Source organism: Klebsiella sp. CD33 (assembly GCF_051992865.1).
In the GTDB taxonomy this organism is placed as follows: Bacteria; Pseudomonadota; Gammaproteobacteria; order Enterobacterales; family Enterobacteriaceae; genus Klebsiella; species Klebsiella pneumoniae.
This window is the reverse complement of the sequence record NZ_CP197023.1, coordinates 1,626,403-1,650,448: the sequence shown is the minus strand read 5'-3', so window position 1 is coordinate 1,650,448 and position 24,046 is coordinate 1,626,403. Positions and strand designations below refer to the sequence as shown.

At 58.9% G+C, this 24,046-nt stretch carries 20 protein-coding genes; 12 read left to right on the top strand and 8 right to left on the bottom strand.

Annotated features, from left to right (window positions below; all coding sequences use genetic code 11):
* Positions 1 to 19: 19 nt before the first annotated feature.
* Genes fruA through fruB form a run of 3 tightly spaced genes read right to left on the bottom strand, consistent with a single transcriptional unit; the run spans position 20 to position 3,800 of the window.
* Positions 20 to 1,714, bottom strand: coding sequence for a PTS fructose transporter subunit IIBC (gene fruA / locus ACR809_RS08250; RefSeq protein ID WP_004180640.1), 1,695 nt, complete (start codon positions 1,712 to 1,714; stop codon positions 20 to 22).
* A gap of 16 nt (positions 1,715 to 1,730) precedes the next feature.
* Positions 1,731 to 2,669: a 1-phosphofructokinase gene (gene fruK, locus ACR809_RS08245; RefSeq protein WP_002912941.1), complete on the bottom strand. Its 939-nt coding sequence runs from the start codon at positions 2,667 to 2,669 to the stop codon at positions 1,731 to 1,733.
* Positions 2,670 to 3,800 carry a fused PTS fructose transporter subunit IIA/HPr protein gene (gene fruB / locus ACR809_RS08240; protein WP_002912947.1) on the bottom strand — a complete coding sequence of 377 codons (1,131 nt, stop codon included), beginning with the start codon at positions 3,798 to 3,800 and terminating at the stop codon, positions 2,670 to 2,672.
* 336 nt (positions 3,801 to 4,136) lie between these two features.
* Between fruB and setB the strand changes: the two genes are divergently transcribed.
* Positions 4,137 to 5,318 carry a sugar efflux transporter SetB gene (gene setB, locus ACR809_RS08235; protein WP_087799218.1) on the top strand — a complete coding sequence of 394 codons (1,182 nt, stop codon included), beginning with the start codon at positions 4,137 to 4,139 and terminating at the stop codon, positions 5,316 to 5,318.
* 39 nt (positions 5,319 to 5,357) lie between these two features.
* Here setB and ACR809_RS08230 read toward each other — a convergent pair whose 3' ends face one another.
* The gene (locus ACR809_RS08230; protein ID WP_004175066.1) at positions 5,358 to 5,612 is read right to left on the bottom strand and encodes a YkgJ family cysteine cluster protein; all 255 of its coding nucleotides are present in this window, start codon (positions 5,610 to 5,612) and stop codon (positions 5,358 to 5,360) included.
* Positions 5,613 to 5,759: 147 nt separating this feature from the next.
* Here ACR809_RS08230 and yeiP point away from each other — a divergent pair, with 147 nt between their 5' ends.
* Positions 5,760 to 6,332, top strand: a complete 573-nt coding sequence (gene yeiP, locus ACR809_RS08225; RefSeq protein ID WP_002912951.1) for an elongation factor P-like protein YeiP — start codon at positions 5,760 to 5,762, stop codon at positions 6,330 to 6,332.
* Between the two features lie 70 nt (positions 6,333 to 6,402).
* Here the strand turns inward: yeiP and uxuA are convergent, their stop codons facing one another.
* Positions 6,403 to 7,593 (bottom strand): mannonate dehydratase, encoded by a 1,191-nt coding sequence (gene uxuA / locus ACR809_RS08220; protein ID WP_016946899.1) that lies wholly within the window; start codon positions 7,591 to 7,593, stop codon positions 6,403 to 6,405.
* A 207-nt stretch (positions 7,594 to 7,800) separates the two neighbouring features.
* Here uxuA and ACR809_RS08215 point away from each other — a divergent pair, with 207 nt between their 5' ends.
* The 9 genes from ACR809_RS08215 (at position 7,801) to yejF (ending at position 19,457) form a co-directional block, all read left to right on the top strand.
* Positions 7,801 to 9,267 (top strand): mannitol dehydrogenase family protein, encoded by a 1,467-nt coding sequence (locus tag ACR809_RS08215; protein WP_004211510.1) that lies wholly within the window; start codon positions 7,801 to 7,803, stop codon positions 9,265 to 9,267.
* Between the two features lie 120 nt (positions 9,268 to 9,387).
* On the top strand, positions 9,388 to 10,365 hold the full coding sequence (locus ACR809_RS08210) for a CobW family GTP-binding protein (RefSeq protein ID WP_032103472.1): 978 nt from the start codon (positions 9,388 to 9,390) through the stop codon (positions 10,363 to 10,365).
* Between the two features lie 37 nt (positions 10,366 to 10,402).
* Positions 10,403 to 11,116 (top strand): phosphatase PAP2 family protein, encoded by a 714-nt coding sequence (locus ACR809_RS08205; RefSeq protein ID WP_002912965.1) that lies wholly within the window; start codon positions 10,403 to 10,405, stop codon positions 11,114 to 11,116.
* Between the two features lie 426 nt (positions 11,117 to 11,542).
* A complete protein-coding gene (mepS, locus tag ACR809_RS08200) occupies positions 11,543 to 12,112 on the top strand; it encodes a bifunctional murein DD-endopeptidase/murein LD-carboxypeptidase (RefSeq protein ID WP_002912967.1) in 570 nt (189 codons plus the stop codon).
* Positions 12,113 to 12,300: 188 nt separating this feature from the next.
* Complete coding sequence (locus ACR809_RS08195; protein ID WP_002912968.1) at positions 12,301 to 13,863, top strand: cyclic di-GMP phosphodiesterase; 1,563 nt, start codon at positions 12,301 to 12,303, stop codon at positions 13,861 to 13,863.
* Positions 13,864 to 13,931: 68 nt separating this feature from the next.
* The gene (locus ACR809_RS08190) at positions 13,932 to 15,737 is read left to right on the top strand and encodes an extracellular solute-binding protein (RefSeq protein ID WP_020804249.1); all 1,806 of its coding nucleotides are present in this window, start codon (positions 13,932 to 13,934) and stop codon (positions 15,735 to 15,737) included.
* A gap of 9 nt (positions 15,738 to 15,746) precedes the next feature.
* A complete protein-coding gene (locus ACR809_RS08185) occupies positions 15,747 to 16,841 on the top strand; it encodes a microcin C ABC transporter permease YejB (protein WP_004149130.1) in 1,095 nt (364 codons plus the stop codon).
* Entirely contained in the window at positions 16,841 to 17,866 is a 1,026-nt protein-coding gene (locus ACR809_RS08180; RefSeq protein ID WP_004149131.1) for a microcin C ABC transporter permease, read from the top strand. The genes ACR809_RS08185 and ACR809_RS08180 overlap by 1 nt, the downstream gene beginning before the upstream one ends.
* 1 nt (position 17,867) lies before the next feature.
* On the top strand, positions 17,868 to 19,457 hold the full coding sequence (yejF, locus tag ACR809_RS08175) for a microcin C ABC transporter ATP-binding protein YejF (protein WP_009486449.1): 1,590 nt from the start codon (positions 17,868 to 17,870) through the stop codon (positions 19,455 to 19,457).
* 3 nt (positions 19,458 to 19,460) lie between these two features.
* Here yejF and ACR809_RS08170 read toward each other — a convergent pair whose 3' ends face one another.
* The 3 genes from ACR809_RS08170 to rsuA form a co-directional block, all read right to left on the bottom strand.
* The gene (locus ACR809_RS08170) at positions 19,461 to 19,805 is read right to left on the bottom strand and encodes a YejG family protein (protein WP_002912974.1); all 345 of its coding nucleotides are present in this window, start codon (positions 19,803 to 19,805) and stop codon (positions 19,461 to 19,463) included.
* A 331-nt stretch (positions 19,806 to 20,136) separates the two neighbouring features.
* On the bottom strand, positions 20,137 to 21,333 hold the full coding sequence (locus ACR809_RS08165; protein WP_009486448.1) for a Bcr/CflA family multidrug efflux MFS transporter: 1,197 nt from the start codon (positions 21,331 to 21,333) through the stop codon (positions 20,137 to 20,139).
* Positions 21,330 to 22,049 carry a 16S rRNA pseudouridine(516) synthase RsuA gene (gene rsuA / locus ACR809_RS08160; protein ID WP_002912977.1) on the bottom strand — a complete coding sequence of 240 codons (720 nt, stop codon included), beginning with the start codon at positions 22,047 to 22,049 and terminating at the stop codon, positions 21,330 to 21,332. Before rsuA ends, ACR809_RS08165 begins: the two co-directional genes overlap by 4 nt.
* A gap of 147 nt (positions 22,050 to 22,196) precedes the next feature.
* Here rsuA and ACR809_RS08155 point away from each other — a divergent pair, with 147 nt between their 5' ends.
* A complete protein-coding gene (locus ACR809_RS08155) occupies positions 22,197 to 23,954 on the top strand; it encodes a DEAD/DEAH box helicase (protein ID WP_004144263.1) in 1,758 nt (585 codons plus the stop codon).
* The last annotated feature ends 92 nt before the right edge of the window (positions 23,955 to 24,046 follow it).

Sequence of the window (24,046 nt, the reverse complement as noted above, 5' to 3'; positions counted from 1 at the left end):
CTTTTTTATTGCGGTAGGATTATGCCGCTTTTTCAACTTCCGCTGTTTGCGCCTCAGGGCGTTTCAGCACGGCGTAGGCAAGGCCCGCCACCAGCGTTCCGGCAACAATCGCCAGCAGGTAGCCCAGCACCGGCGTAATCGCCCCCGGGATCAGCAGAACAAACAGCCCGCCGTGCGGCGCCATCAGTTTCGCGCCGACCGCCATGGAGATAGCGCCGGTTACCGCGCCGCCGACGATACAGCACGGCAGAACGCGCATCGGGTCACGGGCGGCAAAAGGAATCGCCCCTTCCGAGATAAAGCACAGGCCAAGAACCAGCGCGGCTTTGCCCCCTTCCCGCTGCCCTTTATCGAACTTATTGCGCGCTACCAGCGTCGCGATACCCATCGCCAGCGGTGGCACCATACCGGCCGCCATGATCGCCGCCATCGGCGCATAGGTCTGGGTACTCAGCAGGCCAACGCCAAAGGCATAGGCCGCTTTGTTTACCGGCCCGCCCATATCGGTACACATCATCGCGCCGAGGATCGCGCCCAGCAGAACCGCGTTGGCGGTGCCCATGGTTTGCAGCCAGTGGGTCAGCCAGGCGAGGATACCGGCTACCGGTTTACCGATCAGATAGATCATTGCCAAACCCACGATCAGACTGGAGACCAGCGGAATGATCAGGATTGGCTTCAGGGCTTCCATACTCTGCGGCAGTTTCAGCTTCGTGCTGATGGCTTTCGCCACATAACCGGCAAGGAAACCAGCGATGATCCCGCCGATAAAGCCGGAGCCGCCGCTAACCGCCAGCATACCGCCGATAAGGCCCGGGGTCAGACCCGGACGGTCGGCAATGGAGAAGGCGATAAAGCCTGCCAGTACCGGCACCATCAGCGCGAAGGCCGAGCCGCCGCCGATCTGCATCAGCGCCGCCGCCAGGGTGTCTTTCACTTCAAACGCTTTGATCCCGAAGGCAAAGGAGAGCGCGATACACAGGCCCCCGGCCACTACCATCGGCAGCATATAGGAGACGCCGGTCAGCAGGTGGCGATAGGCACCCGCCGACTCTTTTTTCCCTTCAGCAGCCGCCTGAGGTTTGCCGGATGGCTGGTACGGTTTGGCTTCAGTCACCGCTTTATCCAGCTCCTGGGCGGTTTTCTTCAGCGCCAGACCGGTGGTGGTGCGGTACATCGGCTTGCCGGCGAATTTCGCCAGGTCCACCTCGATATCGGCAGCGACGATCACCAGATCCGCCTCGGCCACCTCTTCCGGGGTGATGGCATTGCCCGCCCCAACGGAGCCGCGGGTCTCCACCTTCACCCACCAGCCGCGTTTTTTGGCTTCGGTTTCGATGGCTTCTGCCGCCATAAAGGTGTGGGCGACGCCGGTCGGACAGGCGGTGACCGCGACAATGCGTTTCTGCCCCTGAGCGGCGGCCGGAACGGCTACCGCCGCTGGCGCAACGTAGGGCTTAGCGTGGTCTTTCGCTTCTCCCAGGAACAGCTCCGGATGGGCGACAGCACGGTTAATATCGCCCAGGTAAACGTTTTTACCATTCAGCGCGCTATCGGCCGGCAGCGCGGTTCCCAGCACGATGGCCAGTTCGGCGTCATTCGGGTTATCAATCAGCTCAAGGTGCGCTTTCGGCGCCGCGGCACCCAGCAGGGTTTTCGCCATGTAGGCGCGCGCCTGTCCGAGTCCGGCATCAATAATCAGCAGCGTTTTCATTATGCCTCTCCTGCTGTCAATTAAAGGGTTGTAAGTCGACGCGCGCCATCATCGCGGCCAACTGGGTACGGTCGGTAATTCCTACATTGCTCTGGCTGACGGCCAGGGCAGCGACGGCGGTCGCCAGGCGCAGGGTATGCTCGCTGGATTCACGCATCAGCAGGCCGTAAATCAGGCCGCCGACCATCGAATCGCCGGCGCCAACGGTACTGACTACTTCCACTGAAGGTGGTTTAGCAATCCACTCCCCAGAGGCGTTGACCCACAGCGCGCCCTCTTCGCCCAGGGAGATCACCACGTGGGCGATACCCTGCTCGCGCAGCGCATGGGCGGCGTCGATAACATCTTTCATCTCCGGCAGCTTGCGGCCAGCCCAGATTTCCAGTTCGCGACGGTTCGGTTTCACCAGCCACGGCGCCGCTTTTAGTCCGGCAACTAACGCTTCGCGGCTGCTGTCGAAAATGATGCATGGGCACTGACTGCGCAGACGGGTCATCCAGTCGGTGAAGGCTTCCGGGCTAACGCCGGACGGCAGGCTGCCGCTGACGCAGACCATATCGAACTGCCCGAGCCAGCTCAGGGAGTCGTTGACGAAGCGTTCCCAGTCGCCCGGGGTGACTTCAAAGCCGGAGAAGTTGAAATCGGTCACTTCTCCATCTTTTTCCGTCAGCTTAACGTTGATACGGGTCCGGCCCTGCACCACCTGGAAACGGTTGGCGATCCCCAGCTCGCTGAACAGCTGCTGAAAGCCGTCCTGGTTGTCTTTACCCAGGAAACCGCCGACGGTGACGTCAATGCCGAGATCTTTCAGCACTTTCGCCACATTAATGCCTTTCCCGGCGGCGTGCAGGCCGGTGGTGCGCACCAGGTTCACTTCACCGCGTTCAATCTCCGGGGTGAATCCCACCAGGTCGTATGCCGGGTTTAACGTAATCGTTGCTACACGTCTGCTCATTTATGCGCCCTCCCCAAGGCCTGCGGCGATCGCTTCGCCAATCGCATCCAGCGCTTGTTGCGCATCCTCACCCTGCGCGGTAAAACGCAGACGGTGACCTTTTTTCACACCCAGCGCCACAACCTTCATCAGGCTGCGACCGTTAGCCGGCTTGCCGGAACCGTCGAGATTGGTGACGGTGATGTCGCTGGAAAATTGTTTAATGGTGTTGACCAGCATGGTGCCCGGACGGGCATGCAGGCCGTGTTCATTGCGCACCACGAATTCGGCGCTCAGCACATCTTCGGCAATGGCGTCGTCGCTGGTCAGCAGCGCCAGCACGGTGGCGGCGTCGGCTTTCAGCAAATGTTCAGCTTTCTTGTCCAGCAGCAGCTTGCTCAGACGGTTCAGCACTGCGGTCGGCTGCTCGTCGGCCATCGCCACCGTGACCAGCAGGGAAACCGGCTGCTCGTCGCGGGTAAAGGCGTTAGCCGCGCGGCTGACCGCCACGGCGCTGCGCAAATTGCCTTCCGCACTGTCGTTCAGCCAGACGCCCTGACCGAGGTTCAGCGGCGTATCGTTAATGACGTGGCTAACGAAGGCGGCATCGACAGCGCCAACTTCTTTCAGACGCGCCGCGTTCAGCGCCTGCAGGGTCAGCAGATCGCTGGCCGCGACGTCGAGACTGAGGGTCTCGTTATCCAGCTTCAGCGCTTCGCTCTGCTTCTCTCCCATCAGCAGCGCGCGCAACTCTTCCGCGGTAGTGGCGGACTGCAGCTGCGCGGCGACCGCGTCATCGCTCAGCACATGGGTCAGCTGACGCAGCAGGCCGAGGTGTTCATCTGAGCTGGCGGCAATCCCGATCGCCACATAGGCGGTCTGCCCTTCGCCCCAGGTGACGCCCTGCGGGAACTGAAACACCTGAACGCCGGTCTTCAGCACCTGGTCACGCGTATCCGTCGTGCCGTGCGGGATCGCGATCCCGTTGCCGAGGAAGGTCGAGGTCTGCTGCTCGCGCGCCAGCATGCCGTTCACGTAGCCATCGGCCACGTTGCCGGCGCTGACCAGCGCGGCGGCGACCTGCCGGATGGCCTCTTCTTTATTACCGGCCTGCTGGCCGGGATGAATATCCTGCACAGATAACTGGAACATGGTTCTCCTCTCCTGCTGAATTGAATCGTTTCAGCTAACTTGAGAAAAAAGGCGCCATCTGACGAGGAACGGATTGCCGAATGACGCTGAAACGTTTCAAGAATTTTGTACCTTTCTTGCTCAACGCGCAAGGTACGTCAGCGACTTGATCGCAGAACTTAGAGGTACTGCACACTTTTGCTGAAGCCTTAGCTATCGACCGCCTCGAACGTCAGCTTTTTGCTGAACCCTATATTTTGAAACGCCTTTTTAATTATTCGTGCCATACTACTGTTTATTTTTAGCCAGCAGGCGTAAACTCCGCGCCGTCTCCTGAAACTACAGAAAACCAAACCCATGGAAAACCGTAGCGCCGCTCTCCCCCGACGCGGGTTCGATGTCACCTCTTCCGCCTTCTTAATCGTCGCCTTTCTGACGGGCATTGCCGGGGCGCTGCAAACCCCGACCCTGAGCCTGTTTCTGACCAACGAAGTGCACGTCCGCCCGGCGATGGTCGGTTTCTTTTTTACCGGCAGCGCGGTTATTGGCATTCTGGTCAGTCAGTTCCTCGCCGGCCGCTCCGACCGTCAGGGCGATCGCAAGCAGCTGATTGTCGTCTGCTGTCTGCTGGGGGTGCTGGCCTGCGTCCTCTTTGCCTGGAACCGCAACTATTTCATTTTGCTGTTCATCGGCGTTTTTCTCAGCAGCTTTGGATCGACCGCCAACCCGCAGATGTTTGCCCTCGCGCGGGAGCATGCCGACAGGACCGGCCGCGAAGCGGTGATGTTCAGCTCCATTTTACGTGCCCAGGTCTCCCTGGCATGGGTGATTGGTCCCCCGCTGGCCTACGCCCTGGCGATGGGGTTTGGTTTTACCGCGATGTATCTCAGCGCCGCGGCGGCGTTTATCGTCTGCGGGATCATGGTCTGGCTATTCTTGCCCAGCATGCGCAAAGCAAAGCCGGTAGCGACCGGCCGGCTGGAAGCTCCGCGCACGCATCGCCGCGATGCGCTGCTGCTGTTCAGCATCTGCACCCTGATGTGGGGTACTAACAGCCTGTACATCATTAACATGCCGCTGTTTATCATTAACGAGCTGCATCTGCCGGAGAAGCTTGCGGGGCTGATGATGGGCACCGCCGCCGGACTGGAAATTCCGACCATGCTGATTGCCGGTTACTACGCCCGGCGTTTCGGCAAACGCTTTCTGATGCGTCTTTCTGCAGTGGCCGGGGTGCTGTTTTACGTCGGCATGCTGACGGTGCATACATCAGCGCTGCTGCTGGCGATGCAGGTGCTGAACGCCATCTATATCGGGATCCTCGCCGGGATCGGCATGCTCTATTTCCAGGACCTGATGCCGGGGCAGGCGGGCGCGGCCACCACCCTCTATACCAATACTACCCGCGTCGGCTGGATCATTGCCGGTTCACTGGCGGGGGTAGTGGCGGAGATCTGGAGCTATCACGCGGTGTTCTGGATTGCGCTGGCGATGGGCGTTGTCACTCAGGCCTGCCTGTGGCGGATAAGAGACGTGTAAGCACATTGGTTTCCATCCCTCTCATCTGCTGTGTTGAGCTCAGGGCGCGGTGGCCAGCTCAAGCTCCAGCAGCCAGGTGATCGCTTCATCGCGGTGGGTGAGGCACATCTCCGGCGAGGGCTGCAGGCTGGCGCACACCTTCGGGCGCAGAGGGGAGCCGAAAATAAGGCATAAATTGCGCTCGGAAAGCTGGATACAACGGGTGTTAGCCGGCTTGCCCTGCGGCATGCCGGGGATCGGCGATGATATAGAGGGGGCGATGCAACATGCGCCACAATCAGTACGACATTCCACAACCCGACTCCCAAACGCTCATTTTGCGCCACAGCCTAAACGTTTTGCCAGAAGATAGCAAAACTCGCGAAATCCGCTTGCCTGAACGCCCGGGCGCGAGTAGTTTTACGCGATATTTTTGACTCGTTAAGTGACAGGATTACTGCAATGCCAAGAGCGAATGAAATTAAAAAAGGTATGGTGCTGAATTACAACGGCAAGCTGCTGATTGTGAAAAATATTGATATTCAGTCACCCAGCGCCCGCGGTGCTGCGACACTGTATAAAATGCGCTTCTCCGATGTGCGCACCGGCCTGAAAGTAGAAGAGCGCTTCAAAGGCGACGATATCGTCGATACCGTCACCCTGACCCGCCGTTTCGTCGACTTCTCCTACGTCGATGGCAACGAATACGTGTTCATGGATAAAGAAGACTATACCCCTTACACCTTTACCAAAGAGCAGATTGAAGAAGAGCTGCAGTTTATTCCGGAAGGTGGGATGCCGGACATGCAGGTGCTGACCTGGGACGGCCAGCTGCTGGCGCTGGAGCTGCCGCAGACCGTTGACCTGGAAATTATCGAAACCGCGCCGGGTATTAAAGGCGCGTCCGCCAGCTCCCGCACCAAGCCAGCCACCATGAGCACCGGCCTGGTGATTCAGGTGCCGGAATACCTGACCACCGGTGAGAAAATCCGCATTCATATCGAAGAGTGCCGCTATATGGGCCGCGCGGATTAATCATCGGTAACGCCCCGACAGTAAAAAAGGACAGCGCTGGCTGTCCTTTTTATTATCCCCATTGCCGCGATTACAGCAGTTCAGGGTATTTGGTCATTTTCAGCGCCAGCTCGACGCCGCGCACTTCCGCCATCCCCTTGAGACGGCCAATCGCCGAATAGCCTGGGTTGGTTTTCTTGCGCAGATCGTCGAGCATCTGATGACCATGATCCGGACGAAATGGGATCGGGCGCAGATCGCCGGCCTGTTTACGCCGCTGCTCTTCACGCAGGATAGCATCCACCACCGCCACCATATTGACGTCGCCGCTAAGGTGCGCCGCCTCGTGGAAGGTTTTCGGGTTTGCTTCACGGCAGGTAGAGCGCAGATGGGTAAAATGGATGCGATCGCCAAAGGTCTCCACCATCTTCACCAGATCGTTATCGGCGCGAACGCCATACGATCCGGTACACATGGTGAAGCCATTATTAATGCTGTCCACCGTCTCCTTCAGCCACTGCATATCTTCGATGGTCGACACGATACGCGGCAGGCCAAGGATCGGCCGCGGCGGATCGTCCGGATGCACAGCCAGGCGGATCCCTACCTCTTCGCATACCGGCACGATGGCGCGCAGGAAATAGGCCATATTTTCACGCAGCTGCGCTTTATCAATGTGGTCATACTCCGCCAGACGCGCGCGGAACTGGTCAAGGGTGTAGCCCTCTTCCGCTCCCGGCAGGCCGGCGATGATATTGCGAGTCAGTTTATCGATCTCTGCTTCGCTCATCGCCTTGAAATAGACCTCAGCCTGACGCTGCTCTTCTTCACTGTAATCCGCTTCCGCTCCCGGGCGTTTAAGGATATGCAGCTCAAAGGCGGCGAAAGCGATCTGATCGAAACGCAGCGCCCGGGAGCCGTCCGGCAGCTCATATTCCAGATCGGTGCGCGTCCAGTCGAGGATCGGCATAAAGTTGTAGCACACGGTATCGATGCCGCAGGCCGCGAGGTTGCGGATGCTCTGCTGATAGTTGGCAATCCAGGTCGCATACTGCCCGCTGTGGGTTTTAATATCCTCGTGGACGGGAATGCTTTCGACGACCGACCAGGTCAACCCTTTTGCCGCTAACAGCGCCTGACGCGCTTTAATCTCGTCGATCGGCCATACCTGACCGTTTGCAATATGGTGCAGCGCAGTGACGACGCCGGTCGCCCCCGCCTGCCGTACATCATCAAGCGATACCGGATCGTTCGGCCCATACCACCGCCAGGTTTGCTCCATCGCTATGTCCTCACAAAAGTTGTTATACCAATAATGGCGACACTCATGACGACTACCATACATGTTTCTCACCTGGCTGCAAACAGTGCTGGCCTATTGATTGATCCAGCTCACAGTCAGCGGATAATTTCGGCTTACCAATTTAACTTCCTGTCATATAACTTTAGACTGGCATTGTTAATAAGCAGTTAAACAGGTGTGGGAAGAATGACAACAATTGCAACCGCTACGCTACCGAAGAACGTGCAATACCCTCAATACGATCGCAGCCAGCTCCGCTCGCGTATTGTCCATTTCGGCTTTGGCGCGTTTCACCGCGCGCACCAGGCGCTGCTCACCGATCGCGTGCTGAATAACGTCGGCGGCGACTGGGGGATCTGTGAAATCAGTCTGTTCAGCGGCGACACGCTGATGAGCCAACTTCGCGAACAGGACCATCTGTTTACCGTGCTGGAAAAAGGCGCCGACGGCAACCAGCCCATTGTGATCGGCGCGGTGCACGAATGTCTGAACGCCAGGCTCGATTCGCTGGCGGCGATTATCGAAAAATTTTGCGAGCCGCAGGTAGCGATTGTCTCGCTGACCATTACGGAAAAAGGCTACTGCATCGATCCGGCGACCGGGAAACTGGATCCGACGCATCCGCGCATTATTCACGATCTGGAGAATCCGACGCTGCCGCAGTCAGCTCCCGGTATTTTAGTTGAAGCGCTGGCCCGCCGCCGGGAACGAGGCCTTCCGCCCTTTACCGTGCTCTCCTGCGATAATATCCCCGACAACGGTCACGTGGTAAAAAATGCCGTCCTCGGCATGGCGGAAAAACGCAGCCCGGCGCTGGCGGACTGGATCGCCGACAACGTCAGCTTCCCGGGCACCATGGTGGATCGCATTGTTCCCGCGGCCACACCGGAGTCGCTGGCGGAAATCGCCGCCGTGCTGGGGGTCGACGATCCCTGCGCCATCAGTTGCGAACCCTTCATTCAGTGGGTGGTCGAAGATCACTTTGTCGCCGGGCGCCCCGCCTGGGAGACGGCGGGCGTGCAGATGACCGATGACGTGTTGCCCTGGGAGCAAATGAAGCTGCGGATGCTCAACGGCAGCCACTCTTTCCTCGCCTGGCTTGGCTATCTGGCAGGGCATGCGCACATTAGCGACTGCATGCGGGATGACGTCTTCCGCCGCGCCGCCCGCCAGCTGATGCTTGACGAACAGGCTCCGACGCTGACCATTACCGGCGTTGATCTGCTGGCCTATGCCGACAGTCTCATCGCCCGCTTCAGCAATCCGGCGCTCAAACACCGCACCTGGCAAATCGCCATGGACGGTAGCCAGAAGCTGCCCCAGCGCATGCTCGATGGCATCCGCGTACATCTGGCGCGCGACAGCCGTTGGCCACTGCTGGCTCTCGGCGTGGCCGGCTGGATGCGCTACGTCAGCGGCACGGACGACGCCGGTCAGACGATCGACGTGCGCGATCCGCTGGTCGACAAGATCCGGCTGCGGGTGGCCCAGAGCGATGAGCAGCAGCGCGTCGACGCCCTGCTGGGGCTGGAGGAAATATTTGGCCGCGACCTGCCGCACAACGCCCAGTTTGTCGCCGGGATCCGCGCCGCCTGGCAACAGCTGGCGACGCACGGCGCCCGCGAGGCCGTCGCCCGCGCGCTGAATTCTTAACAATATTTGCGCTTATGCGGACAGAATTCTCTTCTGTCCGCCTCAGGACTTCTCTTTTCCTCCTTTTTTCGTCAGGATAGGCGTAACTGTTACAACATTACATTTATCCTGGAGAAAAGAGTGACCAGAACCAATTTGATCACCGGCTTTCTCGGCAGCGGTAAGACGACCTCGATTCTTCATCTGCTGGCGCAGAAGCCTGCGGATGAAAAATGGGCCGTACTGGTTAACGAGTTTGGCGAAGTCGGGATAGACGGCGCGCTGCTGGCCGACAGCGGCGCCCTGCTCAAAGAGATCCCCGGCGGCTGCATGTGCTGCGTCAATGGCCTGCCGATGCAGGTTGGGCTGAACACCCTGCTGCGCCAGGGCAAACCCGATCGCCTGCTGATCGAACCCACCGGTTTGGGCCACCCAAAGCAGATCCTCGATATCCTCACCGCGGCGGTGTATGAGCCCTGGATCGATCTGCGCGCCACGCTGTGCATCCTCGATCCCCGCCAGCTGCTGGATGAAAGAGCCGTCAGCAACGACAACTTCCGCGATCAGCTGGCCGCGGCGGACATCATTGTGGCTAATAAAAGTGATCGGGAAACCGCCGAAAGCGCCCGGGCGCTGGCCGACTGGTGGCAGCGCTGTGGCGGCGAGCGTCGCAAGGTGTCGGCAATCCAGGGCAATATCGATCTGACCCTGCTCGATGAGCCACGACGGAACACCGCCCCGCTGCCGGCGAGCGCGGAGCACGCCCACCGCCATCCCCCCACTTCCGGCCTCGCCGCGCTCAGCCTGGCGGAACACCAGCGCTGGCGCCGACATCTCAACAATGGCCAGGGCTATCAGGGCTGCGGCTGGATCTTCGACGCGGAGACGGTTTTTGACACCATCGGCCTGCTCGAATGGGCCAGGCTGGCGCCAGTGGGGCGCGTTAAAGGCGTGATGCGCATTGCCGAGGGGGCGGTGCGAATCAACCGTCAGGGGGAGGATCTCCATATCGAGACCCTCAGCGTCGCTCCGCCCGATAGCCGGATCGAGCTTATTTCCGCGAATGAAGCCGACTGGAACGCACTCCAGACCACGTTGTTGAGGCTTCGTTTAAGTTAAGGCGGCTAAGGTTGCCGCCGACTGTCACAAAATCGCAATGGCTATGATGAAAAACCGAATTCCTTTAATCCTGCTGCTTAACATCGCGGGTGTAGCGCTATTTTGCTCCTGGTATCTGCCAGCCAACCATGGCGCGTGGTTGCCGGTCGACTCCGCGATCTTCCATTTCTTTAACCATGGCGTCAGCGTCAGCCATGCTTATGCCTGGCTGCTGGCGATCATCAACAATCGCGCCTTCGACGCCTGTTCGCTGCTGGCGATGGGCTGCCTGATGCTGAGCTATTGGCTAAAGGCGCCGACTGCAGGCCGTCGTCAGATCGCCATCATGGGCCTGGTGATGCTGCTGGCGGCGGTGATCATCAACCAGCTCGCACAACACCTGATGCCGGTACAGCGCGCCAGCCCGTCTCTGTTTTTTAGCGATATTACCCGCGTCAGCGACGTCGTTAACTTCCCCACTAAGGATGCGTCCAAGGACAGCTTCCCTGGCGATCATGGGATGATGCTGCTGATCTTCGCCAGCTTTATGTGGCGCTATTTTGGCCGTCGCGCGCTGGGCGTCGCGCTGATTATCTTTGTGGTCTTTGCTTTCCCGCGGGTAATGATTGGCGCCCACTGGTTTAGCGATATTGCCGTCGGCTCCCTGACCGCCGTGCTGATCGGCGCGCCCTGGGTATTGATGACCCCGCTGAGCGATAAATTGATCGCCTTTTTCGATCGCTACTTACCCAGCAGAATATCGGCCAAATAATGTCTCCGGCAGCCGCCAGAGTCATTAACTATAAGGGGACCTTTTGGGTCCCTTTTTACATTTTCCCTTTTTTTCAACATGACGTTCATCTTCTTGTCACATTAATCCCGTGACAAATGAAGGAATTGTCTGTTTTTTGCCCGATATTGCCGTAATTTTGGCCTTTCCCGATGATTCACTTTTTGTCACCAAAATACTTATAAGAAATCGCGCAAAACCGCTCGCCATGCGGCGTTTGATAGGGTAATCTCGTTCTCGTTTTGCCTTTTCCGCAGCATTAATTCAGGGCTTGAATAAAATTGTGCGTGACTGCACAAATTTAAGCTTAAGGAATTGTCTCATTGCGGATGGGTATTTAGGCTCTAACACGTTTGGCATTTTTTATAACGACATTGTCGTTAAGGACAACAAGGGAAAATAAACAGCATGGTCAAATCTCAGCCGATTTTGAGATATATCTTGCGGGTAGCCCCCGCGATTGCAGTAGCGGTTCTGCTTTCCGCGTGTAGTTCAACAAGTACCGCCAGGAATATGCATTCTGAGACGCATGCTGTGGGTAGTGGCGATTTATCATCACTGCAAGCCTCTCAGGATGAATTTGAAACGATGGTCCGTAACCTGGACGTAAAGTCCCGTTTAATGGATCAGTATGCCAGCTGGAAAGGCGTGCGTTACCGCCTCGGCGGCAGCACCCGCAAGGGTATCGACTGCTCAGCGTTTGTGCAGCGCACCTTCCGCGAACAATTTGGTCTGGAACTGCCGCGTTCAACTTCTGAACAGCAGGAAACCGGAAAATCGATTTCCCGTGCCCAACTGCGTACAGGCGATCTGGTTCTGTTTCGCGCCGGCTCTACCGGCCGCCATGTCGGGATCTACCTCGGCAACAACCAGTTTGTTCACGCCTCCACCAGCAGCGGGGTGACTATCTCCAGCATGGATGAGCCATACTGGAAAAAGCGCTACAATGAAGCGCGTCGAGTCCTGAGCCGCTCGTAAACTGTCCTCTACCGCCGCCGGTTATCCCTTGGCTGGCTGCGGGATAAAAAACACTGCCCCAGGCAGTGTTTTTTTTTGCCACCTGGTTCTCAACGTCGCAAAATAAGCTATGTCTTTTAAGTGGGAATGAGAAAAACGACGACCGACACTCCGTTGATGCGCTTCAATAACACGGAAAGAATCTGGCTATGCTTACTCGCTACTTTTCGCCCCAGCGTAAAACCTGGTTAACCAGCCTGAGCGTGGGGATCATCGTCGCGCTGTTGGCCGGGAGCATTCAGTTTATGGTGATCTACCATAACCGGGCCGAGCGTTTCGACGCCATTATCAACAATGTTAATACCTATCTGAAAAGCTATTTTCACGACTTGCGCCAGACCATTGACGGCCTGCAGCCGCTGGTGGACCAGCCCTGCGAGAATATTGACTCCGGGCTTACCTCCCACGCCGCGTTCAGCCCCAACGTCCGCGCTTTCCTGCTGGTCAAAAACGGCATCGCCTTTTGCTCATCGGCTACGGGAGCCATGAATACGCCCCTCAGCCAGCTGATCCCGGCCATCGATATCAGCAAACCCGTTGCTATGGCGATTTTACCAGGCACGCCGATGATGCCGAAGAGCGCGGCGCTGGCGCTGTGGGTAGGTAAACCCGGCGATCAAAACAGCGGCATTTTCGTGTCGATTAACGCTAATCTCACACCGTATATCCTCTATTCCGCGCGGCAAAACGATTTCAGCGGCATTGCGCTGGCCATCGATCACACCGCTATCTCCACCTTCAGTAATCGGCTGGTGGATCCGCAAACGCTGCATAACGCGCCGATCCGCCAGGCACAGATCGAGGGCTTACCGCTGAAGGTCTACCTGTATGCCAACAGCTGGCTGGCGGAAAATACGCAGTTTGCTCTGCTGCTCGGGGTCGTCTGCGGCCTGCTGGCGGGGCTGCTCTGCTATTACGTGCTGACGATCAAATCGGATCCGCGAAAATCCATTCTGCTGGGGATCAAAAATAACCAGTTCTACATCGTTTATCAGCCGGTGGTTAATGCTCAGACTCTACGTATCAGCGGCGTGGAGGTCTTAATGCGCTGGCGCCATCCGGTGGTTGGTGAAATTCCGCCCGACGTTTTTATTAACCTGGCCGAAACCCAGCAGATGATCGTGCCGCTAACCCATCACCTGCTCGCGCTGATCGCCAGCGACGCTGCGGTGTTGAAGCGTATTCTGCCGCGCGGCGTGAAGCTGGGGCTGAATATTTCCCCTGCCCATCTGCAGGCCGACAGCTTCCGCGACGATATGCTGCGCTTCGCCGCCGCGCTGCCAGCCGACCACTTTCACGTGGTGCTGGAGGTAACCGAGCGGGCGATGATTGATAAAGAAAAATCGATGGCTAACTTCGCCTGGCTCCACCGCCAGGGATTCGAAATCGCGATTGATGATTTCGGCACCGGGCATAGCGCGCTGATCTATCTCGAACGCTATAACTTCGATTATCTGAAGATCGATCGCGGTTTTGTGCAGGCGATTGGTACTGAAACAGTAACCTCGCCGGTGCTGGATGCGGTACTGACCCTCAGCCGCCGGCTGAAATTAATGACCGTCGCCGAAGGGGTGGAGACCCAGGAACAGGCGGAGTGGCTTCGCGGCCAGGGCGTTCATTTCCTGCAGGGGTACTGGATCAGCCGACCGCTGTCGCTGGCCGGGCTGGTGGCTGCGCACGATGAACCCGCGAACTATTTCACAACGCGCTAAGTCTCACTTATGATGCGGGAACGGATGTCGGCCATGGGGGCCGGCCATGACAGGGTATTCTGCCGCCTATGTATGCGCGCCTCTTTCTGATTCTGCTGGCTCTGTTTAGCCTGGACGCTAAGGCGCAAACCATTCAGGAAAGCGTAGCCTTCGCGATTATCGGCGAACCGAAATACGCCGCCGGTTTCAGTCATTTTGATTACGTCAATCCCAGGGCGCCGAAAGGCGGCACCCTCACCCTGGCGGCGATCGGCACCTTTGATAACTTCAACCGTTATGCGCTGCGCGGCAACCCCGCGGTACGCACGGAGGCGCTCTACGATACCCTGTTCACCACCTCGGATGATGAGCCCGGCAGCTACTACCCGCTGATTGCCGAGCGGGCGCGCTATGCCGAGGACTATTCCTGGATGGAGATCGCGCTCAACCCGCGCGCCCGCTTCCATGACGGTACGCCGATCACCGCCCGCGATGTGGCGTTTACCTTCAACAAGTTTATGACCGAAGGGGTGCCGCAGTTTCGCCTGTTTTATAAAGGCACCACCGTGAAGGCCATCGCGCCGTTGACCGTGCGTATTGACCTCGGCCAGCCCGGCAAAGAGAACATGCTGAGTCTGCTGAGCCTGCCGGTGATGCCCGAGGCGTTCTGGCGCCAGCACAAACTCAGCGACCCGCTGTCGAAGCCGCCGCTGGCCAGCGGGCCATACCGCATCAGCGCCTGGCGAATGGGGCAATATATTACCTATTCCCGCGTCGCCGACTACTGGGCGGCCGACCTGCCGGTCAACCGCGGTCGCTGGAATTTCGATACGCTGCGCTATGACTATTATCTCGACGACAATGTCGCTTTCGAAGCCTTTAAAGCGGGAGCCGTCGATCGCCGGGAAGAGACCGTCGCCAAAAACTGGGCTACCCGCTACGTCGGTCGCAACTTCAGCCGCGGCTACATCATTAAAGATGAGCATACCAATACCTCGGCGCAGGATACCCAGTGGCTGGCGTTCAATATTCAGCGCCCGATTTTTGCCGATCGCCGGGTGCGGCAGGCCATTACCCTGGCGTTCGATTTCGAATGGATGAACAAGGCGCTGTTTTACAGCGCCTATCAGCGCGCCAACAGCTATTTCCAGAACACCGAATATGCCGCCCGCAGCCTGCCTGACGCAGCCGAGCTGGCCCTGCTGACGCCGATGAAAAACGAACTGCCCCCGGAGCTCTTCAGCCAGGTTTACCAGCCGCCGGTCTCCCGCGGCGATGGCTTCGACCGCGCCAACTTACTCAAAGCCGACGCCCTGCTCAATGCGGCGGGCTGGACGGTGAAGAACCAGCGCCGGGTCAACGCCGCCACCGGCAAGCCGCTGCGCTTTGAGCTACTGCTGCCGGCCGGAGGCAATGACCGCTGGGTGCTGCCGTTTCAGCACAACCTGCAGCGTCTGGGGATCGTCATGGATATTCGTCAGGTTGATAATTCGCAGTACAGCAACCGCCGCCGCAGCCGGGATTACGACATGATGCCAAGCCTGTGGCGCGCCATGCCCTGGCCGGGGACCGACCTGCAAATATCCTGGGCGTCCGACTATATTCACTCCAGCTACAACGCGCCGGGGGTGCAAAGCCCGGTAGTGGATAAGCTGATTGCGCAGATCCTGCAGTGGCAGGGCAATAAGCAGAAACTGATCCCTCTCGGTCGGGCGCTGGATCGTGTGCTGACCTGGAATAACTACATGTTGCCGATGTGGTATATGGCGCAGGACCGCACCGCGTGGTGGAATAAGTTCTCTTTCCCCGCGACCCGCCCCATCTATTCGTCCGGCCTCGATACCTGGTGGTACGACGTGAACAAAGCGGCCACCCTCCCTGCGGACAGACGCTAAGGACATCCCATGGGCAGCTACCTGATCCGCCGTTTGCTGTTAGTCATCCCCACCCTGTGGGCCATCATCACCATTAACTTTTTTATTGTCCAGATCGCGCCTGGCGGCCCGGTCGATCAGGCCATCGCCGCCATCGAGTTTAATCAGCGCGGCGGGATGCCGGGGGCTGGCGACGGCGGCATGGGCGCCAGCCATGCCCGCACCGGCGCAGGCAATATCAGCGAGGGTCACTATCGCGGCGGGCGCGGCCTCGACCCGGAAGTCATCGCCGAGATCACCCACCGCTACGGCTTCGATAAACCGCTGCACGAACGCTATCTGAAGATGCTGAGCGATTATCTGCGCTTTGATTTCGGCGACAGCCTGTTTCGCAGCGCCTCCGTGCTGCAGCTGATTAAAGACAGCCTGCCGGTCTCGGTGAGCCTCGGGCTGTGGAGCACGCTGATTATCTATTTGGTCTCCATTCCGCTGGGCATCCGCAAAGCGGTCAGCAACGGCAGCCGCTTTGATATCTGGAGCAGTACGCTGATTATCATTGGCTATGCGATCCCTGCCTTTCTGTTCGCCATCCTGCTGATCGTGATTTTTGCCGGCGGCAGCTATTTCGACCTCTTCCCGCTGCGCGGTCTGGTCTCGCCAAATTTCGACACCCTCCCCTGGTATCAAAAGATCCTCGACTACCTGTGGCACATCACCCTGCCGGTGCTGGCGACGGTAATTGGCGGCTTTGCCGCGCTGACTATGCTGACCAAAAACAGCTTCCTCGACGAGATCCGCAAACAGTATGTGGTCACCGCCCGCGCCAAAGGCGTTGGTGAGAAACAGATCCTCTGGGGACACGTGTTCCGTAACGCCATGCTGCTGGTGATCGCCGGGTTCCCGGCCACCTTTATCAGTATGTTCTTTACCGGCTCGTTGCTGATCGAAGTGATGTTCTCGCTAAACGGCCTGGGTCTGCTGGGCTATGAAGCGACGGTCTCCCGCGACTATCCGGTGATGTTCGGCACGCTCTATATTTTCACTCTGATTGGCCTGCTGCTGAATATCGTCAGCGATATCAGCTATACGCTGGTCGACCCGCGCATTGATTTTGAGGGCCGCTAATGTCTTTCTTCAGTCCCGTTAATCAGGCCCGCTGGGCGCGCTTTCGCCACAACCGTCGCGGCTACTGGTCACTGTGGCTGTTTTTAATTCTCTTTCTTTGCAGCCTGGGCGCCGAGCTGCTGGCCAACGATCGCCCGCTGCTGGTGCAGTACCGGGGCCAGCTGTACGTCCCGGTGTTAAAAAACTACACTGAGCAAACCTTCGGCGGCGCGTTCGCCACCGCCGCCGACTATCAGGATCCCTGGCTGCAGCACCAGCTGGCGACTCACGGCTGGGCGCTATGGCCGCCAGTGCGCTTCGGCGCGACGACAATTAATTTTGCCAGCACGGTTCCCTTTCCATCGCCGCCCTCGGCCAGCAACTGGCTCGGCACCGACGCCAACGGCGGCGATGTGCTGGCGCGGATCCTCTATGGGACACGCATCTCGGTGCTCTTCGGTCTGCTGCTGACGCTGTTCTCCAGCGTGCTGGGGGTGCTGGCCGGGGCGATACAGGGTTACTACGGCGGTAAAATCGACCTGTGGGGACAGCGCTTTATCGAAGTCTGGTCCGGCATGCCAACGCTGTTCCTGATCATCCTGCTCTCCAGCGTCGTGCAGCCGGGCTTCTGGTGGCTGCTGGCAATCACCGTTCTCTTTGGCTGGATGACGCTGGTGGGCGTGGTGCGCGCGGAATTTCTCCGCACCCGCAACTACGACTATGTTCGGGCGGCGCAGGCGTTAGGGGTTAGCGACCGGCAGATCATCCTGCGGCATATGTTGCCCAACGCGATGGTGGCGACCCTCACCTTTCTGCCCTTTATCCTGTGCAGCTCCATTACCACCCTGACGTCGCTGGATTTTCTCGGCTTCGGCCTGCCGCTCGGCTCCCCCTCCCTCGGCGAGCTGCTGCTGCAGGGCAAAAACAACCTGCAGGCGCCCTGGCTGGGCATTGCCGCGTTTCTCTCCGTCGCCGTGCTGCTGACGCTACTGATTTTTATTGGTGAAGCGGTTCGCGACGCCTTTGATCCCAGTAAGGCGGTGTAATATGACCCACCCGCTGTTAGCTATCGACAATCTCTCTATTGCCTTTCGCCAGCAGGGTGAGACGCAGACCGTGGTGCACAATCTGTCGCTCGAGGTGGCGGTCGGCGAAACGCTGGCCCTGGTGGGCGAATCCGGCTCCGGTAAGAGCATCTCCGCCCTGTCGGTGCTGCGGCTGCTCCCTACCCCGCCGGCCAGCTACCCCAGCGGTGACATCCGTTTTCATGGCCAGTCGCTGCTGCATGCGGATGAGGCGACCCTGCGCGGCGTGCGCGGCAACCGGATCGCGATGATCTTTCAGGAGCCGATGGTATCGCTCAATCCCCTGCACACCCTGGAAAAACAGCTCTACGAGGTGCTGTCGTTACACCGGGGAATGCGCAAACAGGCGGCGCGCGGGGAGATCCTCGACTGCCTGGAGCGCGTCGGGATCCGTCAGGCGCCGCGGCGGCTGGCGGACTATCCGCATCAGCTCTCCGGCGGCGAGCGCCAGCGGGTGATGATCGCCATGGCGCTGCTAACTCGCCCGGAGCTGCTGATCGCCGACGAGCCGACTACCGCCCTGGACGTATCGGTGCAGGCGCAAATTCTGCAACTGCTGCGCGAGCTGAAGCAGGAGCTGAACATGGGGCTGCTGTTTATCACTCATAACCTGAGCATCGTCCGCCAGCTGGCTGACCGGGTGGCGGTAATGCAGAACGGCCGCTGCGTGGAACACAATGACTGTCGGGCGCTGTTCAGCGCGCCAGCGCATCCCTACACCCAACGCCTGCTGGATAGCGAGCCGGACGGGGAGCCTGTGCCGCTGGCCGCCGATGCCCCGGTGCTGCTGCAGGCGGACGATTTAAAGGTGGCGTTTCCCGTTCGCAAAGGGATCCTGCGTCGGGTGGTCGATCATCATCGGGTGGTCAACAGCCTTAGCTTTCAGCTGCGCGCCGGCGAGACGCTGGGCCTGGTGGGGGAATCGGGTTCCGGTAAAAGTACCACCGGCCTGGCCCTGCTGCGCCTGATCCCGTCCGGGGGCAAGATAACCTTCGCCGGCCAGCCGATTCAGGGCCGTAACCGCCGACAGCTGCTACCGCTGCGCCGACAGATGCAGGTGGTTTTTCAGGATCCGAACTCGTCGCTCAATCCGCGCCTCACGGCGCAGCAGATCATTGAGGAAGGCTTGCGCGTCCACCAGCCGACGCTGACGGCGGCCGAACGCGAACAGGCGGTGATCCTTGCCATGCAGGAGGTCGGCCTCGACCCGGCCAGCCGCCAGCGCTATCCGGCGGCGTTCTCCGGTGGCCAGCGACAGCGTATCGCCATCGCCAGAGCGTTGATCGTCAAACCGCAGCTGATCGTCCTCGATGAACCGACCTCATCGCTGGACAAAACCGTTCAGGCGCAGATTCTGAACCTGCTGAAAGCCTTACAGCGAAAGCATCAGCTGGCCTATATTTTTATCAGCCATGATTTAGGCGTGGTGCGGGCGCTGTGTCACCAGGTGATGGTGCTGCGTCAGGGAGAGGTGGTCGAACAGGGCGAGTGCAAGTCCGTCTTCAGCGCACCCCGGCATGAGTATACCCGCCAGCTGCTGACGCTAAGCTGACGGTCAGAAAGGGTTATTGCCGGAGAAGGGCTCGGCGATGGCCACGCCAAAGTTTTTCAGACGACAGGTGGCGGCAAACTCATCCTGCAGGTTAACGAACAGGCAGGGTTCGCCTTCGCACTCCAGCACGGAACAGTCGACTTCGATGTCGCTTAACGCCTGGCTGAGCTTATGCATCACCGGCCAGGCTTTCTCACCGTCCGGGCTCAGCAATTTCAGGGCAACGAGACTGTTCTCGTTCTGCGCGCCGTTTTGCGGAATCGGTTCAACTCTGGAACCCGCAAAACCGGCCAGCCAGCGATAGCTCTGCGGCAGACGGTGTACGATAGAGAGTTGTTGTGTATTCACTTGGTTTCCCCGGAAGCAAAAGGCTTCACAATAAATTTACATCAATATTAACACACTGTTGACAAATAGTCCTGCCTTGAGGCAGAAAACGTTTACAGCGGCGGCGGACCAGGGTTAAGCGCTTATAATCCAGCGCTTTATTTTTTATACCCGGCGAGCCGATTGGCGCTATATGTACCCGTTTCTGTGATCCAAAACAACTTTTTTATCGCAACAATGCGACTTTTTACACTAATTGATTTTACATAAAGGAAACAAATGGCAGAACCCTGAAGCCCATTGCGGTTGACATGCATCAAGAAAGGGGCGATTTCGCCCCTGAAAATGTGACCTAGCGTGCGATTTTTCGCCGCCGGGATGCGTAAAGCGAAAAGAAAATAGAGCAGGTTGCGCAGAAGGCAATAGAGATCAGCATCGGCCAGGCGGTGGTAAACGTCGCCATCGACAGCAGCGCGCCGATAATCGCCCCGATACCGAAACGGAAAGTCCCCGCCAGCGACGAAGCAGTGCCCGCCATATGCGGAAACTCATCGAGGATCACCGCCATGGCGTTAGACGACACCATGGATACGCAGCCGACAAAGGCCGCTACGCCGATCACCAGTGACCAAAAGCCGACATCCAGCAGCGCGCAGACCACCATCCACACCGCCATGGCAAACTGGATCCACAGCCCGGCGCGGAACATACGCAACGCCCCTACCCGCCGCACAAACCGGCTGTTGAACATGGTCATCAGAAACAGAAAAACGATGTTCAGCGCAAAATAGTAGCCAAAGTGCTGAGGCGCGACGTGGTTTATATTGATGTAGACAAAGGGACCGGCGCTAAGGAAAGAGAACATGCCCGCGAAGCTAAAGCCGCTCGCCAGCATATAGCTCAGTACCCGCTTGTGGCGGAACAGCGTGGCAAAGTTACCCAGCGTGGTGCGCAGATGGAACGGCTGACGCCTTTCAGCCGGCAGCGTTTCGCGGACAAACAGGCCGATCATCAGCGAGGCCAGCAGGGCCACCAGGGCGAGGATCCAAAAGATGGCATGCCAGCTGAACCAGACCAACACCGCCCCGCCGACCATCGGCGCCACCAGCGGCGCAATGGTCGTGACCAGCATGACAAACGACATCATGCGCGAAAACTCATCTTTCGGATAGATGTCGCGCATCAGGGCGTTAATCACCACGCTGGCCGCCGCGGCTGCCAGACCGTGGAAGAAACGCATGACAATCAGCATATCGACGGTTTGCGACAGGGCGCAGGCTACCGCCGCCGCCGCGAAGACCAGCGTCCCGCCGAGGATCACCGGCTTGCGGCCAAGGCTGTCCGCCATCGGGCCGTACAGCAGCTGACCCAGCGCAAAGCCGAGGATATAGGTGCTGAGCGTCATCTGCGCGCTGCCGTCCGGGACGTTATACTGGGCGGCGATCACCGGCAGGGCCGGAAGATACATATCAATAGACAGCGGCATCAGCATGGCCAGCAGGCCAAGGATAAACACAATCCCCAGTGAAGAATTCTGCTTCAGCGTCACGTTTTACTCCGTGGCTGCGGGGCGCCCACGCTGGCGATTTCCGCTTCCGTCAGCGGACGATATTCACCCGGCGCCAGCGATTCATCCAGCAGGATGTCGCCGATGCGTTCCCGATGCAGGCCAACCACGTGGTTGCCCACGGCGGCGAACATGCGTTTCACCTGATGGTAGCGGCCTTCGCTGATGGTGAGGCGCACTTCGGTCGGAGTGATAACTTCCAGCAACGCCGGTTTGGTGAGATCTTTTTCGTTATGCAGCTGGACGCCTTTGGCGAACAGCTCCGCGGTCCCTTCCGCCAGCGGGCTTTCCAGCGCCACCAGATAGGTTTTTTCACAGTGGTGGCGCGGCGAGGTAATGCGATGCGACCACTGGCCGTCATCGGTCATCAGCACCAGCCCGGTGGTGTCGATATCCAGCCGTCCGGCGGCGTGCAGCTTATGCGCCACCGGCTCGTCGAGGAAATAAAGGATAGTCGGATGATCGGGATCGTCGGTGGAACAGACGTACCCTTGCGGCTTGTTGAGCATAAAGTAACGCGGGCCATTCTGCTGGGTCAGCGTATTTCCGTCATACTCCACCTCGTGCTCCGGCTGGAGCTTAAAAGAGGCATCTTTCACAATGTCGCCGTCCACGGTAACGCGGCTGCCGCGAATTTCACGCCCGGCAATAGCCCGGCTGACGCCCAGCTGCTGAGCGATAAACTTATCAAGTCGCATGAGATTTTTTTAGCCTGTCATAGTGCTGGAGCGGGCAAATCGCCCGAAAAAGAAGAATTTCACCGGCTAGTATAACGGGCTCTTAACACCACTCAAGGGAAAAGATTCATGGCATACTATTCGCCAGTTAATTAGCCCCGTGAATTCATGACTTTTACATTACGTCCTTACCAACAAGAAGCCGTCGATGCCACCCTCGCCTGGTTCCGTCGCCATACCGAGCCGGCGGCGATTGTCCTGCCCACCGGCGCGGGCAAAAGTCTGGTGATCGCCGAGCTTGCCAGGCTGGCGCGCGGCCGCGTGCTGGTGCTGGCCCATGTCAAAGAGCTGGTGGCGCAGAACCATGCCAAATACTGCGCCCTTGGCCTCGAGGCGGATATCTTCGCCGCCGGTCTGCAGCGAAAAGAGAGCCACGGCAAAGTGGTGTTCGGCAGCGTGCAGTCGGTGGCGCGCAATCTCGACCAGTTTCGCAGCGAATTTTCGCTACTCATCGTCGATGAATGCCACCGCATCAGCGATGATGACGACAGCCAGTATCAGCAGATCATCGGTCACCTGCGGCAGGTCAATCCGCAGATCCGGCTGCTCGGCCTGACGGCCACGCCGTTCCGCCTTGGCAAGGGCTGGATCTATCAGTTCCATTATCATGGGATGGTGCGCGGCGATGAAAAGGCCCTGTTCCGCGACTGCATCTATGAGCTACCGCTGCGCTATATGATTAAACACGGCTATCTGACGCCGCCGGAGCGCCTCGATATGCCGGTGGTGCAGTACGATTTCAGTCGCCTGCAGGCGCAAAGCAATGGCCTGTTCAGCGAAGCCGATCTTAACCATGAGCTGAAAAAACAACAGCGTATCACGCCGCATATCGTCAGCCAGATCGTGGAGTTCGCCGAAAACCGCAAAGGGGTGATGATCTTTGCCGCCACCGTGGAACACGCCCGGGAAGTGACCGGCCTGCTGCCGGTAGGCCAGGCGGCGCTGATCACCGGCGAAACGCCTGGGCCGGAGCGGGATCGCATCATCGAGGCCTTTAAAGCGCAGGCGTATCGCTATCTGGTGAACGTCGCGGTGCTGACCACCGGCTTCGACGCCCCGCACGTCGACCTGATCGCCATCCTCCGCCCCACCGAGTCGGTGAGTCTTTACCAACAGATCGTTGGCCGCGGTCTGCGCCTGGCGCCGGGGAAAACCGACTGTCTGATCCTCGACTACGCCGGCAATCCGCATGACCTGTATGCCCCGGAAGTGGGGACGCCGAAGGGCAAAAGCGACAACGTGCCGGTGCAGGTCTTCTGCCCGGCCTGCGGCTTCGCCAATACCTTCTGGGGCAAAACCACCGCCGACGGCACCTTGATTGAACACTTTGGCCGCCGCTGCCAGGGGTGGTTCGAAGATGACGACGGCCACCGCGAACAGTGCGACTTCCGCTTTCGCTTTAAAAACTGCCCGCAGTGTAATGCGGAAAACGACATCGCCGCCCGCCGCTGCCGGGAGTGCGACACTATACTGGTTGACCCGGACGATATGCTGAAGGCGGCGCTGAAACTGAAGGACGCGCTGGTGCTGCGCTGCAGCGGCATGGCCCTGCAGCACGGCGGCGACGAGAAGGGCCCGTGGCTGAAAATCACCTACTACGATGAAGACGGGGCGGATGTCAGTGAGCGCTTCCGTCTGCAGACCCCCGCTCAGCGCACCGCCTTCGAACAACTGTTTATTCGCCCGCATACCCGCACCCCCGGGGTGCCGCTGCGCTGGATAACGCCGGCGGATATCGTGACCCAGCAGGCGCTGCTGCGCCATCCGGACTTTGTCGTCGCCCGCATGAAGGGGCAGTACTGGCAGGTGCGGGAAAAAGTGTTCGATTATCAGGGGCGTTTTCGTCGCGCCAACGAGCTGCGTTAATTAGCGGAAAGCTGAGGTTTTGATTGCCCGGGTGTCGTTTGGCGGCTATAATGCCGCCCGCTTTTGCATTCGCAAAGCAGATAATCCGCCTG

Excerpts from the sequence above, each read along its gene's own strand:
- uxuA (WP_016946899.1), bottom strand. The coding sequence starts at position 7,593 with ATGGAGCAAACCTGGCGGTGGTATGGGCCGAACGATCCGGTATCGCTT.
- fruK (WP_002912941.1), bottom strand. The coding sequence starts at position 2,669 with ATGAGCAGACGTGTAGCAACGATTACGTTAAACCCGGCATACGACCTG.
- yeiP (WP_002912951.1), top strand. The coding sequence starts at position 5,760 with ATGCCAAGAGCGAATGAAATTAAAAAAGGTATGGTGCTGAATTACAAC.
- mepS (WP_002912967.1), top strand. The coding sequence starts at position 11,543 with ATGGTCAAATCTCAGCCGATTTTGAGATATATCTTGCGGGTAGCCCCC.
- ACR809_RS08190 (WP_020804249.1), top strand. The coding sequence starts at position 13,932 with ATGTATGCGCGCCTCTTTCTGATTCTGCTGGCTCTGTTTAGCCTGGAC.
- rsuA (WP_002912977.1), bottom strand. The coding sequence starts at position 22,049 with ATGCGACTTGATAAGTTTATCGCTCAGCAGCTGGGCGTCAGCCGGGCT.
- ACR809_RS08180 (WP_004149131.1), top strand. The coding sequence starts at position 16,841 with ATGTCTTTCTTCAGTCCCGTTAATCAGGCCCGCTGGGCGCGCTTTCGC.
- ACR809_RS08185 (WP_004149130.1), top strand. The coding sequence starts at position 15,747 with ATGGGCAGCTACCTGATCCGCCGTTTGCTGTTAGTCATCCCCACCCTG.
- ACR809_RS08155 (WP_004144263.1), top strand. The coding sequence starts at position 22,197 with ATGACTTTTACATTACGTCCTTACCAACAAGAAGCCGTCGATGCCACC.
- fruB (WP_002912947.1), bottom strand. The coding sequence starts at position 3,800 with ATGTTCCAGTTATCTGTGCAGGATATTCATCCCGGCCAGCAGGCCGGT.
- fruA (WP_004180640.1), bottom strand. The coding sequence starts at position 1,714 with ATGAAAACGCTGCTGATTATTGATGCCGGACTCGGACAGGCGCGCGCC.
- yejF (WP_009486449.1), top strand. The coding sequence starts at position 17,868 with ATGACCCACCCGCTGTTAGCTATCGACAATCTCTCTATTGCCTTTCGC.
- ACR809_RS08205 (WP_002912965.1), top strand. The coding sequence starts at position 10,403 with ATGGCTATGATGAAAAACCGAATTCCTTTAATCCTGCTGCTTAACATC.
- ACR809_RS08195 (WP_002912968.1), top strand. The coding sequence starts at position 12,301 with ATGCTTACTCGCTACTTTTCGCCCCAGCGTAAAACCTGGTTAACCAGC.
- setB (WP_087799218.1), top strand. The coding sequence starts at position 4,137 with ATGGAAAACCGTAGCGCCGCTCTCCCCCGACGCGGGTTCGATGTCACC.
- ACR809_RS08215 (WP_004211510.1), top strand. The coding sequence starts at position 7,801 with ATGACAACAATTGCAACCGCTACGCTACCGAAGAACGTGCAATACCCT.